Origin of the sequence: Breoghania sp. JC706 (genome assembly GCF_037026715.1) — a bacterium.
In the GTDB taxonomy this organism is placed as follows: domain Bacteria; phylum Pseudomonadota; class Alphaproteobacteria; order Rhizobiales; family Stappiaceae; genus Breoghania.
This window is the reverse complement of record NZ_JBANCG010000006.1, coordinates 177,084-191,656: the sequence shown is the minus strand read 5'-3', so window position 1 is coordinate 191,656 and position 14,573 is coordinate 177,084. Positions and strand designations below refer to the sequence as shown.

The following is a 14,573-nucleotide window of genomic DNA, read 5'->3' as shown; positions in this document are numbered from 1 at the left end:
GGTTCGGTGTGGGTGGCCTGCCCCCCTCTGTCGCGCGGAGCGCGACATCTCCCCCGCAAGGGGGGAGAGAGGTGCAAGGGCGATGCGCTCGGACAAGTGCGTGTTTCCGAAGGATGGCCGATACGGCACAGATTCCTCCCCCGGTCATCCCCGACCTGATCGGGGGCCCATTGGACTGTCCTTTTTCGAAAGAGCCGGAAGACGGGTGGAGCCAGTGCCGGCAGAGGCAAGACGGTCATGACCCTTGTCGCCGGCGAACAGATGCAGCCCCTCACCCGTCGCGGCAACGGACGCGGATGGCTCGTAGCGGTCACTTTGACCGCTGCGCTCGTGCTCGCCCCCATCGCGGCGATCGCCGTTATCGCCTTCGAACCGTCCACCGCCGTCTGGCATCACCTGATCACCACCGTGTTGCCGCGCGCGGTCGCGACCACAGCGTGGCTGATGCTGGGTGTTGGGCTGATGACCGGGGTGATCGGCGTCGGCACGGCGTGGCTCGTCACCATGTGCCGGTTTCCCGGACGCAGGCTGTTCGACTGGGCGCTGCTGGTGCCGCTGGCGGTGCCGACCTACATCGTCGCCTACGCCTATGTCGACATCCTGAACTACACCGGCCCGGTGCAGAGCGCGATCCGTGCCCTCTTCGGGTTCGAGACCTCGCGCGACTACTGGTTCCCCGAGGTCCGCTCGCTGCCGGGCGCGATCTTCGTCATGGGGCTGGTGCTCTATCCCTATGTTTACCTGACCGCCAGGGCGAGCTTTTTGATGCAGTCGGCCTGTGTGCTCGACGTCTCGCGCACGCTGGGGGCAGGGCCATTGCGGCTGTTCTTCCGCGTGGCACTGCCGATGGCGCGGCCGGCAATCGCGGTGGGCGTGTCGCTCGCCCTGATGGAATGCCTCAACGACATCGGCGCGGTGGAATTCTTCGGCGTCAAGACGCTGACCTTCTCGGTCTACGACACCTGGCTCAACCGGGGCTCGCTCGCGGGTGCCGCGCAGATCGCCTGCGCGATGCTGATCGTCGTCTTCGCGCTCCTGTGGATGGAGCGGCACGGGCGGCGCAACCAGCGTTTCCACCTCACTTCCACGCGCTATCGCGCCCTGCCCGGTTATCGGCTCACGCCCGCGTGGAGCGCCGCCGCGCTCTTTGCCTGCGCGCTTCCCGTGCTGCTCGGTTTCGTGATGCCGGCACTGCTGCTCGCCGATTTCGCAAGCCGCAGGCTCGACAGCCTGTCCTCGTCCGTCTTCGTGTCGGCGGCGACGAATTCGCTGGTTCTGGCGAGCGTCGCCGCACTCATCACCGTTGTGATCGGCGTGCTCATCGCCTATGGCCAGCGGGTGCGGCGCGCGGCGCTGTTGCAGGCGGCCGCAAGGCTCGCAGCCATCGGCTATGCGGTGCCGGGCACCATTCTCGCCGTCGGCATCCTGGTGCCGCTCGCGGCCCTCGACAACGCGATCGACGGGCTGGCCCGCGAGACCTTCGGTTTTGCCACCGGGCTCATGCTCACCGGATCGGGCGCGGCGCTCGTCTATGCCTATTCCACGCGGTTCCTCGCCGCCTCCTTCGGCACCATCGAGGCGGGGCTGGCGAAGGTGTCGCCCCATCTCGACATGGCCGCGCGCACATTGGGGCGCAACTCGCTCAAGACGCTCTGGCAGATCGACCTGCCGATCATCCGGCCGGCTATGATGTCGGCCGCGTTGCTCGTCTTCGTCGACTGCATGAAGGAGCTGCCGGCGACGATCCTGCTCCGTCCCTTCAATTTCGAGACGCTGTCGACCACGGTCTATGCCGCGGCCTCGCACGAGGTGTTCGAGGACGCGGCGCTGCCGGCGCTCGCCATCGTGCTGGTCGGGCTCATTCCGGTCGTGCTGCTGGCACGCACCAGCGGAACCGGCAATCGCGCGAAGGCGACACCCCGCGTTCAGGGTTGACCGACCGGTGAGCGGCGGACAATGGATCGGTTCATAGTGCGGAGCGCGTGCCGCGCACCTTCTTTTGAGCGGTGACCCCCACCCCTAACCCCTCCCCTCAAGGGGGAGGGGGACTGGTTCCGCGCGACTGGCCGGTCGGGTGCATTCCTGACCATCCGTACAGGCCCTGTGCCATTCGCCTCCCCCTTGAGGGGAGGGGGCAGGGGTGGGGTACCCTTGCTTGTTCAGAACCTGCCGCCTTTACCCCCACCCGAACGGCCGAAGAAGCCGTTCGACCTCCCCTCAAGGGGAAGGTGCGCCGTGGGGAAAATATCCTTTCCCGATCCAGCCGTAAAACCTACCGCGCCGCTTGAGAAAAGGACGGCTTGCGTTTTTCGCTCACTCCATGAACCGCTCGGCGCACTCGCCCCAGGACGGTATTCGCGCCTATACTGCGGAAAGTGCGGATGCCTTACGCCGTCACGCCGCCCCCCCCCCCTGCCCTGCCGTTCAAGGAGTTCTCCCTTGGCCAAGCCCGACAAACAGACCCAATTCAATCTCTGGTACGTGCTCGCCGCGATGCTGCTGCTGTTTCTGTTTCAGGGCTGGTGGGTGAACTACAACACCATCGAGCAGGTGCCCTACTCGCAGTTCGAGCAATTGCTGAAGGAGGGCAAGATCGCCGAGATCTGGATCCGCGACGACACCATCGAAGGCACCTTCAAGGCGCCGACGGACGGGGGACGCACCCGGTTCGCAACCGTGCGGGTGGACAAGGACCTCTCCGAACTTCTCGACAAGTACGGCGTGACCTATCGCGGCGTTGTCACCAACACGTTCCTCTCCGATCTGCTGTCGTGGATCCTGCCGCTGGTGTTCTTTTTCGCGCTGTGGATGTTCGTTTTCCGCCGCATCGCCCAGAACCAGGGCGGGCTTGGCGGGTTCATGACGGTCGGCAAGTCCAAGGCCAAGGTCTATGTGGAGGCCGATACCAAGGTCACCTTCGAGGATGTCGCCGGCGTCGACGAGGCAAAGCGTGAGCTGCAGGAGGTCGTCGCCTTCCTGAAGAACCCGAAGGAATACGGCCGGCTTGGCGCACACGTTCCCAAGGGCACGCTGCTGGTGGGGCCTCCGGGCACAGGCAAGACGCTGCTTGCGCGCGCGGTCGCCGGAGAGGCCGGAGTACCGTTCTTTTCCATCTCCGGGTCGGAATTCGTGGAAATGTTCGTGGGCGTTGGCGCGGCGCGCGTGCGCGATCTTTTTGAGCAGGCACGCAAGAAGGCGCCGGCCATCGTCTTCATCGACGAACTCGATGCGCTGGGGCGCTCGCGTATCGCAAGCCCGATGGGCGGCTCCGACGAGAAGGAGCAGACGCTGAACCAGCTTTTGTCCGAACTCGACGGCTTCGATCCCTCCTCCGGCATCATCCTGCTCGCGGCGACCAACCGACCGGAAATCCTCGATCCGGCATTGACGCGCGCCGGGCGTTTCGACCGGCAGGTGCTGGTCGACCGGCCCGACAGGATCGGCCGCCGCCAGATCCTCGACGTGCACATCAGGAAGATCAGGAAGGATGCCGACGTCGATCTCGATCAGGTCGCCCAGCTAACCGCAGGCTTCTCCGGTGCGGATCTCGCGAGCCTCATCAACGAGGCGGCACTGCTGGCGACCCGGCGCGGTGGCAATTCGGTGACGATGGACGACTTCACCAACGCCGTTGAACGGGTCGTCGCCGGCATCGAGAAGAAGAGCCGGGTACTTTCAAACGAGGAGCGCACCCGCGTCGCCCATCACGAGATGGGGCACGCACTGGTGGCTGCCAACCTGCCAGGCGTCGATCCGGTCCACAAGGTGTCGATCATCCCGCGCGGCGTGGGCGCGCTCGGCTACACCATGCAGCGCCCGACGGAGGAACGCTTCCTGATGACGGTGGCGGATCTGGAAGCGCGCATGGCCGTTCTGATGGGCGGACGGGCGGCGGAGAAGATCATCTTCGGCGAGATCTCGACCGGGGCTTCCGACGATCTGCAAAGGGCGACCGAGATCGCGCGGGAAATGGTGGCGCGCTACGGCATGGACGAGACGCTCGGCAACCGGGTCTATCTCGCGCCGCGCGAGAGCCAGTTCGGCCAGCCGATGATGGACCACCGCGAGATCGCGGAGGCGACATCGCGCGAGATCGACGTTTCGGTGCGCGACAGGGTGGAGGCGGCGTTCGCACGCGCGCTGGCGGTGCTGCGCGAACACCGCGCCGACCTTGAGGCCGGGGCCGCGCTGCTGCTTCAGAAAGAGACGCTGACAGACGCCGACTTTCCGCCCATCAGACCGCCGGAAAGGCGCGCCGAACCGCTCGCATCAGGAGCCTAGCACGGGGTCGAGTTCCGCCTCCTCGCGCGTGGCCGTACCAGAACCGGCGGTCTCTTGCGAACCGGACCAGCCCGTCTTCATCCAGGCTTCCATGTCGGCGAGCGACATCGGCTTTCCGACAAGATAGCCCTGCGCCATGGTGCAGCCGTTGTGCGTCAGGAAAGCGAGCTGCTCCGTCGTCTCCACGCCTTCGGCCACGGTCTCGTAATCGAGGCTGCGGGCCATGGCGAGAATCGTCTGGACGATGACCTCCGCGCTCTGGTCGGAGCCGATGCCGGCGGTGAAGTTGCGGTCGATCTTGAAGATGTCGAAGGGCAGGCGCGTGAGATGCGCGAGGCTGGAATAGCCGGTGCCGAAATCGTCAATGGCGAAGCGAATGCCAGCCTCGCGCAGCGGGTCGACCACACGGGCGATTTCCGTCGCATCGCGCATCGCCATGGATTCGGTGATTTCCAGCTCCAGAAGCGAGGGCGGCAGCCCGGTTTCCTCCAGAACGCCGATGACCATGGCCGAAAAACCTTCCGGATCGCGGAACTGTGCCATGGAGATGTTGACGGCGACGCGCAGGCGGCGGCCGGCGGCATGCCAGCGCGCACCCTGCTGGCAGGCATCGCGCAGAACCCACCGCCCGATCTCCACGATAAGACCGGTTTCCTCCGCTAGATCGATGAAGGCTCCGGGTCCGATCAGCCCGCGCTGGGGATGGTTCCAGCGCAAGAGCGCCTCCACGCCCACAAGATCGCCCGTTCTGGCGCTCACCTGCGGCTGGTAGTGAAGGACCAGTTCGCCCCTGGAGACCGCCTCCTGGAGTTCGGTTTCCAGCCGCACACGATCGGCCGCGGCGCGGTCTATCTCGGCGTTGTAGTAGGAATAGCCCATGCCGCCGGCCTTCTTGGCAGCGTACATGGCGATGTCGGCATTCTTCAGCAGGGTTGTGTAGGTGCGCCCGTCACGCGGATAGAGCGCGATGCCGATGCTGGCCCCCACCGCAATGGGAATGCCGTCGACGGCGCCGGTGTTGCGCACCGCGCCGAGAACCGCCTCTGCGACCAGACCGGCCGCCTCCGGGGAACGGCAGCCGGGCAGAAAGACCGCGAACTCGTCTCCGCCCAGGCGCGCGACGACCGGGCCCCGCGCCGTTATCGGCAGGCGGGCCTCGTGTGTCGCCCCCCGGGTCGGCGAGACCCCGGCCTCCGATCCGCAAATGGTGACTGTCAGCCCGCGCGCGACGGCCGCGAGCAGCTTGTCGCCGACATCGTGACCATACGTGTCGTTGACGCGCTTGAACCGATCGAGATCGACGAAAAGCACGGCGAAGGTATCCGCCACACGCTCAGCCCGCGCGATGACCTGCTCCATCTCACCGCGAAAGCATTCGCGGTTACACAGCTTGGTGACGCTGTCGATGAAGGCCAGCTGATGGATGCGTTCAAGATTGCCGCGGATGGTGTTGACCATTTCCGAATAGGCGCGCGCCAGAACGCCGATCTCGTCCTTGCGGTCCACCGGAAAGGGCGCATCGAAATCCCCCGCGCTGACCCGGTGGGCCACCCGCGTAAGGTGGCGGACGGGGCGCAGGAAGCCGTTGCCGAAATGAAAGGTGAGCGGCATGGCGCCGGCGATGAGAAAGATCGCGATGAGCGCGTTGCGTTGCCAGATCGTGCGCACGACGTCCGCGGCATCGGGACGGACCATGGCGACGAAGGCGACGCCGACGGGCGGCTCCCCCTCCCGCGCGACCACGGGCAGCGCGATCTCGACCATGCCGTCCGTGAGCCGCACCTGACGATACCCGGAGGTCAACACGTCCCTGATCACCGAGGAAGGTGCGGCGCTGTCCATGAAGGAGTGGCGGGGATCACCGTCTATTCTCAGGTCATCGGACGGATCATAGACTTCCGCGCGGTGGACGTACGGATCAGCGGCAATGCTCTCCAGTTCCTTTTCGAGCGTCCGATACTGGTGGTGGAGCAGGTGCGGAACGGCGAGCCGGCTTATGGTCTTGGCCAACGTCGTGGCGTTGTCGATCGCCTTTTTCTCTTCCTCGCGCAGGTCGACATAGCTCGCGGCGACGATCATCGTCACGGTCAGACCGGCGAACAGCCCGACGACAAGCAGAATGAACCGTACCCGCATGCTGATGCCGAAACGGCTGAATCGCGGCAGCCGAAAGACTCTGCGCATTCTGCCGCTGCGCTTCACCACACGCCCATGCCCCCGTCCCCCGCAGGATCGCCCGTACTTACGACCGCCAGACCTACCCCGGCCATAGCGAGGGTCCGTCCGACCTTACCAGGATCAATGTAACGAGACGCAGGTTTACAGCCCGTTGATACATTGCGGAAAATACGGGCATTGAAGAAAAATTTCAGCCGAATTTCGCGGGAGTGATACGGCATTCCACAACGGCGGATAAATGACGTTACGGCATTTCAGCCGGTGCCTGGCGGACATGCCGACGCGTCCGCGAAGCGCTGCGTCTCCGCTTCGCTCAGGACCGGACACGCCTCGCCGCTTGCGCGCAGCCGCAGATGACAAACCGGGGCAAAAAGCCGGAATGTGCGCGGCTACTCGCTCAGCTGCGGCAGGTTGCGGTAGAGATCGAGCGCTTCCGGGTTGGCGAGCGCCTCCTTATTCTTCACCTCGCGTCCGTGCACCACATCGCGCACGGCAAGTTCGGTGATCTTGCCGGACTTGGTACGGGGAATATCGTCAACGGCGACGATGCGCGCAGGCACATGACGCGGCGAGGCGCCGGAGCGAATGCGCGCCTTGATCGACTTCTCAAGATCCTCGTCGAGCTCGAGCCCCTCCGCCAACCGGACGAACAGCACGACACGCACGTCGTTGTCCCAGGACTGGCCGATGGCGAGCGCCTCCATCACCTCCGGCATGCGCTCCACCTGGTTGTAGATCTCCGCAGTGCCGATGCGCACGCCGCCCGGGTTCAGCGTCGCGTCCGAGCGGCCATGGATGATCATCCCGCCATGCGCCGTCCATTCGGCGAAATCGCCGTGGCACCAGACATTGTCGAACCGCTCGAAATAGGCCGCGTGATACTTCCGCCCGTCTGGGTCGTTCCAGAACTTGACCGGCATGCTGGGGAAGGGACGGGTACAGACGAGTTCGCCTTTCTGCTCGCGAACCGGCTGGCCGTCATCGTCCCACACGTCCACCGCCATGCCGAGGCCGGCGCCCTGGATCTCGCCTTTCCAGACCGGCTTTGTGGGGATGCCGAGTACGAAACAGGCGGCGATGTCCGTGCCGCCGGAAATGGAGGCGAGATGGACGTCCGGCTTGATGGCCTCGTAGACGTAGTCGAAGCTTTCCGGTGCCAGAGGCGAGCCGGTGGAGGTGATGGTGCGCACGCTCGCGAGATCGTGCGTGTCCTTCGGGCTCAGGCGCTGCTTGCGCAGGGCATCGATGTATTTGGCCGAGGTGCCGAACATGGTCATGCGCTCGGCCTGGGCATAGTCGAAGAGAACCGTCGGCGAGGGCGCGAAGGGCGAGCCGTCGAAAAGCAGCAGCGTCAGCTCGCTGGCCAGGCCGGAAACGAGCCAGTTCCACATCATCCAGCCGCAGGTGGTGAAGTAGAAGAGCCGGTCGCCGGGTGCGAGATCGCAATGGAGCCGGTGTTCCTTCAGGTGCTGCAGCAGCAGGCCGCCGGCCGAGTGCACGATGCATTTCGGGATGCCGGTGGTGCCGGAGGAGAACAGGATATAGAGCGGATGGGCCATTTCCAGCCGCTCGAAGGTAACCGCAGCCGGCTTAAAGGGGGCGATGAAGGCATCGAGCGTCGCCGCCCCTTCCAGGCCAGCGGCGACGTCCGCGGCCATCTCCAGATAGGGCACGATGACCACGCGGGCGAGCGAGGGAAGGCCGGGCACGATTTCGGCGAGCTTGCCGGCGACCTCGATGCGCTTGCCATTGTACCAGTAGCCGTCGCAGGCGATGAAAACCTTCGGCTCGATCTGGCCGAACCGGTCGAGCACGCCGCCGGAGCCGAAATCGGGCGAGCAGGACGACCAGATGGCGCCGAGCGAGGCCGTGGCCAGCATGGCGGCGACCGTTTCCGGCATGTTGGGCATCATCGCCGCGACCCGGTCGCCGACGCCGACGCCGGCAGCCTTCAGCGCTTGCTGGATGCGCGAGACCAGGGCGTGGAGATCGTCCCAGGACAGCCGGCGGGCGACCTTGTCCTCGCCGCGGAAGACGAGCGCATCGTCCGAACCTGTCCGGCGCAGCAGGTTTTCCGCGAAATTGAGCCTGGCATCGGGGAAGAAGACGGCGCCGGGCATGGCGTCGCCATTGGCGATGCGGCCTTCGCCCTTCTCGCCGATGACGCCGCAGAAATCCCAAAGCGCGTCCCAGAAGGCGGCCGGTTCGTTCACCGACCAGGCGTGAAGCGCATCGTAGTCGGCGGGCGCCGACACCCCGCGATCGCTCAAAAAGGCAATGAATTTGTGGATAGCGGACGCTTCGACGCGCTCGCGCGACGGAGTCCAAAGCGGCTCTTCCCGATTCATGCGATCCTCCCAGGTGCCGACTCAATCCGACGCGGGAAATGGCGCCTCCTCAGGCCACTTCAGCGTCCAAGCTTTCGCTTGAGCACGATGCGTTTCGATTAGCATTGTCAATTCAAGCGGACAAGCACGCAGCGGTGCAACAAACCGCTTGCGGTTGCGCACGAGAGTTTCTATGCCGCCGTTTCGGCGCAGTATCGTGCGATTGCAGGGAATATCGATGAAACGCTGGCTGATCGCCGCCAGTCTCGTGATCATGGTGATCGCCGCTTTCTTCGCGGCGCTGCCGCTGCTCGTCTCCACGGAGATCGCCAAGGAGCGCATCGCCGCCGTTCTGTCCGACTGGCTCGGCGCGGATGTGGAGGTCGGGGGCCGGCCGCACGTGACCTTCGCAGCCGGCCTTTCGGTGGTGCTGCCCGACGTGCGCGCGCACAACGCGCGCGAAAAGATGTCGGCCCATTTCGACGCCGTGGAAGCGGAAGTCCGGTGGCTGCCGCTTCTCAAGGGTCAGATCGTGCTGTCGCGCTTCCTGCTCGACAAGCCCAAGATCGTCGCGGAGGCCGGTTCGTCCGTCTTCGCGATTTCCGCCCTGCGCAAGGATCCCTCGCAATGGCCGTTTGCCGCCAACGACCTGCGCATCCGTGACGGCAGCTTCACCATTCTGGCGCCCGGCCGCCGGCCGGAGCACGTCACCGCCATCAACGGCACGCTGACCTGGCCCGGCGCACGCGGCGAGGCGGCGCTGTCGGCCTCCTTCATCTGGCACGAGGAACCGGTGGAACTGCGCGCCGGCCTCTCCGATACCGCTGTCTTCGGCGGCCAAGGCAAGGCCAGCCTAAACCTGTCGGTGACCTCGACACCGCTTCGCGCCGACTTCGAAGGTGTGCTGGTGGGCCCGGGCAACCTGCAGGCGAACGGCAAGGCCTCCGTCACCGTGCCGAACCTGCGCCGGCTGATGACCTGGACCGGACGCAGCCCCGGCGAGGGAGCGACGCTCGGCCCGTTCCAGCTCGACTGCGAGGCGCGCGCCAATGCCGACGGCGTGGTGCTCGACCAGGCCACCGTCGAGCTCGACGGCAATGTGGGCAAGGGGCTGCTTGCGTTCGACTGGCGCGGAGAGCGCCCCTCGCTTCAGGGCACGCTGGATTTCGAGAAGCTCGATCTTTCCGGCTATTTCTCCGAATGGCTGCGCGCGGCGGGGATGGACGAGACGGAGCGTTATACGGTGCCGGTCGCGGAATTGGCGGCGGCGGACATCGACGTGCAGCTCTCCGCCCGGCAGGTACGCATCGGCGTGGCCCGCATCGGCCAGACGGCCGCCTCCTTCCTGATCCGCGAAGGCAACATGGCGCTGGAGATCGGCGAAGCGGTGCTTTACGGCGGCAGCATCGCCGCCCGGCTTTCGGCGACGGTGGAGCATCAAGACGGGGCACAGACGGGCGCCGTCAAGTCCGTCCAGGTCACTGGCGACATGACGGCCCGCCACATCGATCTGGGCGCCCTGCCGCTCGATACGTGGAAAGCACGCCCGGTCGCCGGCACGGCGGAGGGAACGCTCGCCCTGTCGGCGACGGGGCGCGACCTCGCCGCGCTGGCGGAAACCGCGAGGGGGCGGCTGGACGTCACCGCCGACGGGCTCGTTCTTTCCGGCTTCGATCTCGCCAAGGCGATCGACACGTTCACGGCACAGGCCCGCACGCCCGAAGACAGCGCCAACGACTCCGACGCAACGCAGCACGCACCAGATGCGGCAACCACACCTGGAAGCGGTAAGGCCGCGGCGGACGCCCCTACCCCCGCTGCGCTACCGGAAACCGGGTCCGACGGCGGACGCACCACCTTCGACAAGATGCGGATCGCGGCGACCATCGCCGACGGCATCGCGACCTTCACCCGCGCGGAGGCCACGAGCGGCGATTTGTCGGTGAGCGCGGACGGCCGCGCCTCGCTTCCCGAATGGACGATCGGCCTGACGGGTCTTGCGACGCACAAGGCGACCCCACCGGCCGCCATTCCCTTTCTCGTGCGCGGCCCGCTGGCCGCCCCGCAGTTCCTGCCCGACGTGAACCGCATGATCGAGGAGAAGAAGGACGCGGCGACGCAGGAGGCGGAACAGCCGGTGCGATAGTCACGGCGGCGCGGCCTTTGTGGCGGCGGGCTCATTTCCCCGCTTCATGACATGAACTCTCCAGCGTCGTCCCGGGCGCTCCGCGGCACGTCAGTGCGGCTGCGCGGACCCGGGATCATCCCTTCGATGCCCGCCGTCAGAGATCCCGGATCAGCGAAGCGGTACTTCGCACCGCATCGCGTCCGGGATGACACTGGAAAGATCGACCCCAATTGCCGGGGGCCGACGAACCAGACCCAGATCAGGGCCCCTCGGCCATGACACGGCGCCGGCCGCGCATCTTTCTGCGGATGATCAGGGCGCGGCGGCGGCGAGCTGTTCGTCGCGTTGGCGGCGAACCTCGCGACGCTTGGTGAGGATCGAGGCCGTCACCACGCCGACGGTGACGAGTCCCACCAGGATCGTGCACACCGCGTTGATTTCCGGCGTCACGCCGAGGCGGACCTGGCTGTAGATCTTCATCGGCAGCGTGGTGGCGCCCGGCCCGGTGGTGAAGCTCGCGATGACAAGGTCATCGAGCGACAGGGTGAAGGCCAGCATCCAGCCCGCCAATACGCCCGGCAGGATAAGCGGCAGGGTAATGAGGAAGAAGGTCTTCACCGGCGGGCAACCGAGATCCATCGCCGCTTCCTCCAGCGACCGGTCGAAGCCGACGAGGCGCGACTGCACGACCACGGCCACGTAGCACATGCAGAACGTGGTATGGGCGAGCATCACCGTCCAGAAGCCGCGATCCTGATTGATGGCGACGAACAGCAAGAGCAGCGACAGGCCGAGGATGACGTCCGGCATGACGAGCGGCGCGTAGATCATGCCGGAAAACAGCGAGCGGCCGAGAAAACGCCCCATGCGCGCAAGCACCAGCGCGCCGATGGTGCCAAGCACCGTGGCGATGGTGGCGGCGGCAAAGCCGACGCGCAACGTCACCCAGGCGGCGTCGAGCAGCTGCTGGTTGTGCAGAAGTTCGCCATACCACTTCGTGGAGAAGCCACCCCACACCGTGACCAGCCGCGAGGCGTTGAAGGAGAAGATCACCAGGATCACGATCGGCAAGTAGAGGAAGGAAAAGCCGAGCACGATGGAGGTGACGTTGAACCAGGACGGCCCGCGATTCATGGCTTGACCTCGCGATTGCTGCGATGCGCGGGGCGCGGGGGCTTTTCGGACGACAGGGTACCCCCACCCCTAACCCCTCCCCTCAAGGGGGAGGGGGACTGATTTGCGCCGTGCCGAGAAGATCTGCCATACGCACAGAGCCCCTGCTCCCCTCCCCCTTGAGGGGAGGGGTTGGGGGTGGGGGTGAGCCGCACATACCGAACCTGCCGCCTGCCCCCCTCTGTCACGCCTTCGCGTGACATCTTCCCCGCAAGGGGGGAGAGGGGTGCAAGGGGCGACTTCCGGAGCAAGCGCCTCATTTGTCCCGCTCCTGCATCTTCTGCTGCTGGTTCTGGAACAGCACGATCGGGATCACCAGGATCAGCAGCAGGATGACGGCCACGGCGGAGGAGACCGGCCAGTCGCGGTTGCGGAAGAATTCCACCCACAGCGTCTTGCCGATCATCAGCGTGTCGGAGCCGCCGAGGATGTCAGGGATGACGAATTCGCCCACCGCCGGGATGAACACCAGGAAACAGCCAGCCAGAACGCCCGGCAAGGACAGCGGCACGGTGATCTGCCAGAACGCCTTCCATGGCGGGCAGCCGAGGTCCTCCGCCGCCTCCAGCAGGCTCAGGTCGAGCTTTTCGAGCGTCGCGTAGAGCGGCAGCACCATGAAGGGCAGGTAGGAATAGACGATGCCGATATAGACTGCCCAATTGGTGTTGAGGATGACCAGCGGCTCGTGGATCACGCCCAGCCACAGCAGAAGCTGGTTCAGCAGTCCCTCGTTCTTCAGGATGCCGATCCAGGCGTAGACGCGGATCAGGAACGACGTCCAGAACGGCAGGATCACCAGCATCACCAGCGTCGGACGCCATTCCGGCTTGGCCCGCGTCATGCCGTAGGCAAGCGGATAGCCGATCGCCAGCGTGATGACCGTGGAAATGCCGGCGATGATCACGCTCGACAGGTAGGACTTCCAGTAGAGGTCGTCCTCCGTCAGCCAGACGTAGTTATCGAACGAGAATTGCGAGATCGCGTCGCGGATGCTCGCCCAGCCTTCAGCCAGATCGATCGTCGGCACATAGGGCGGGATGGCGATCGCCACGCCCGAAAGCGAGATCTTGATGACGATCAGGAAGGGCACGAGGAAGAAGAACAGCAGCCAGGCATAGGGCACGCCGATGACCCACCACCTGCTCGCCAGCCGCCGGCCGAGGACGCCCAGAAACGCACGCATGGCCGCGCCCTCCCCGCCTAATGCCTGAGGATGACGCCGGCATCCTTGCGCCAGGTCATCCATATCTTGTCGTCCCAGGTGAGCGGCCGCTCCACCAGACGCGTGACGTTGGCAATGCCCGCGCGCAGGTTGTGGCCTTCCTCGGTGCGGCAGTGCAACGTGGAGACATCGCCGAGATAGCCGATGTCCCAAATCTCGGCATGGACCATGAAGGCCGCGTCGGGCTTGTCGAGCGAGACGGTGATCTTTTCCGGACGGATGCCGAAGGCGACGTCGTCACCGATGTCGGCATCGGTCGTCTGGGCCACGTCGAAGTCGATGCCGAGTTCCGTGGCATGGAGCCGTGTCGTCTCGCCGTTTTTGGCGATGACCTTGCTCTCGATCAGGTTGATGTCGCCGATGAAGTCCGCCACGTAGCGCGAATTGGGGCTCTCGTAGATTTCGGAGGGCGTGGCGACCTGGATGATGCGGCCGGCATCCATGACCGCGATGCGGTCAGCCACCGTCATAGCCTCCTCCTGATCGTGGGTCACGATCAGGAAGGTCATGCCGAGGTCCATCTGCAGGTCCATCAGCTCGAACTGGGTTTCCTCGCGCAGCTTCTTGTCGAGCGCGGCGAGCGGCTCATCGAGCAGCAGCACCTTGGGGCGCTTGGCGAGCGAGCGGGCAAGTGCCACGCGCTGGCGCTGACCGCCGGAAAGCTGATGCGGCTTGCGCTTGCCGAAGGGCTCCAACTTGACGAGCCGCAGCATCTCCTTGACGCGGTCGGCGATCTCGGCCTTCGGGAAACCGTCCTGCTTGAGACCGAAGGCGATGTTGGCTTCCACGCTCATATGCGGAAACAGCGCGTAGGACTGGAACATCATGTTGACCGGGCGGCGGTAGGGCGGCACGCCGGCGAGGCTTTGGCCATCGAGAAGGATTTCGCCTTCGGTGGGCGCCTCGAAACCCGCCAGCATGCGCATGAGGGTGGTCTTGCCGCAGCCGGAGCCGCCGAGAAGCGCGAAGAACTCGCGCTCGTAGATCGTCTGGCTCAGGTTGTCGACAGCGGTGAAGTTCCCAAACCGCTTGGTGACGTTCCTGAACTCGATGAAGGGCCGCTTTTCGGGATCTTCCCACGGCGCAAAGGTCCGTCTGATCGGACCGATCGGTTTCTTGGCCAAATCCCCACCCCTGTCGAAATGCGACGAAAAGGTAACCAACCACCGGGGCGGTTCGTTCCGCCTGCCCGGTATTTGTCATTCCCACGAAGGCGGGAATCCAGCATTCCAGAGACCGTCGTTCGCGCCCGAAGCCCCTCCCC

At 65.5% G+C, this 14,573-nt stretch carries 8 protein-coding genes; 3 read left to right on the top strand and 5 right to left on the bottom strand.

Translation table 11 applies throughout. The annotated features are described in order from the left end of the window. Nucleotides 1-237 precede the first annotated feature (237 nt). On the top strand, nt 238-1,935 hold the full coding sequence (locus tag V2L18_RS14045; RefSeq protein ID WP_336178887.1) for an iron ABC transporter permease: 1,698 nt from the start codon (nt 238-240) through the stop codon (nt 1,933-1,935). A gap of 546 nt (nt 1,936-2,481) precedes the next feature. Continuing rightward, on the top strand, nt 2,482-4,281 hold the full coding sequence (ftsH, locus tag V2L18_RS14040; protein WP_336179135.1) for an ATP-dependent zinc metalloprotease FtsH: 1,800 nt from the start codon (nt 2,482-2,484) through the stop codon (nt 4,279-4,281). Here the strand turns inward: ftsH and V2L18_RS14035 are convergent. Then, nucleotides 4,270-6,465 carry an EAL domain-containing protein gene (locus tag V2L18_RS14035; RefSeq protein ID WP_336178886.1) on the bottom strand — a complete coding sequence of 732 codons (2,196 nt, stop codon included), beginning with the start codon at nt 6,463-6,465 and terminating at the stop codon, nt 4,270-4,272. The genes ftsH and V2L18_RS14035 overlap by 12 nt on opposite strands. Nucleotides 6,466-6,848: 383 nt before the next feature. After that, nucleotides 6,849-8,807 (bottom strand): acetoacetate--CoA ligase, encoded by a 1,959-nt coding sequence (locus tag V2L18_RS14030; protein WP_336178885.1) that lies wholly within the window; start codon nt 8,805-8,807, stop codon nt 6,849-6,851. Nucleotides 8,808-9,024: 217 nt separating this feature from the next. Here V2L18_RS14030 and V2L18_RS14025 point away from each other — a divergent pair, with 217 nt between their 5' ends. Continuing rightward, entirely contained in the window at nt 9,025-10,932 is a 1,908-nt protein-coding gene (locus V2L18_RS14025) for an AsmA family protein (protein WP_336178884.1), read from the top strand. Nucleotides 10,933-11,226: 294 nt separating this feature from the next. Here V2L18_RS14025 and V2L18_RS14020 read toward each other — a convergent pair whose 3' ends face one another. The 3 genes from V2L18_RS14020 to V2L18_RS14010 all read right to left on the bottom strand — a co-directional run bounded on the left by V2L18_RS14020 (nt 11,227) and on the right by V2L18_RS14010 (nt 14,433). Continuing rightward, a complete protein-coding gene (locus V2L18_RS14020) occupies nt 11,227-12,048 on the bottom strand; it encodes an ABC transporter permease (protein ID WP_336178883.1) in 822 nt (273 codons plus the stop codon). A gap of 295 nt (nt 12,049-12,343) precedes the next feature. Beyond that, nucleotides 12,344-13,270, bottom strand: a complete 927-nt coding sequence (locus V2L18_RS14015; RefSeq protein ID WP_336178882.1) for an ABC transporter permease subunit — start codon at nt 13,268-13,270, stop codon at nt 12,344-12,346. A gap of 17 nt (nt 13,271-13,287) precedes the next feature. Continuing rightward, on the bottom strand, nt 13,288-14,433 hold the full coding sequence (locus V2L18_RS14010) for an ABC transporter ATP-binding protein (RefSeq protein WP_336178881.1): 1,146 nt from the start codon (nt 14,431-14,433) through the stop codon (nt 13,288-13,290). Between the last annotated feature and the right edge of the window lie 140 nt (nt 14,434-14,573).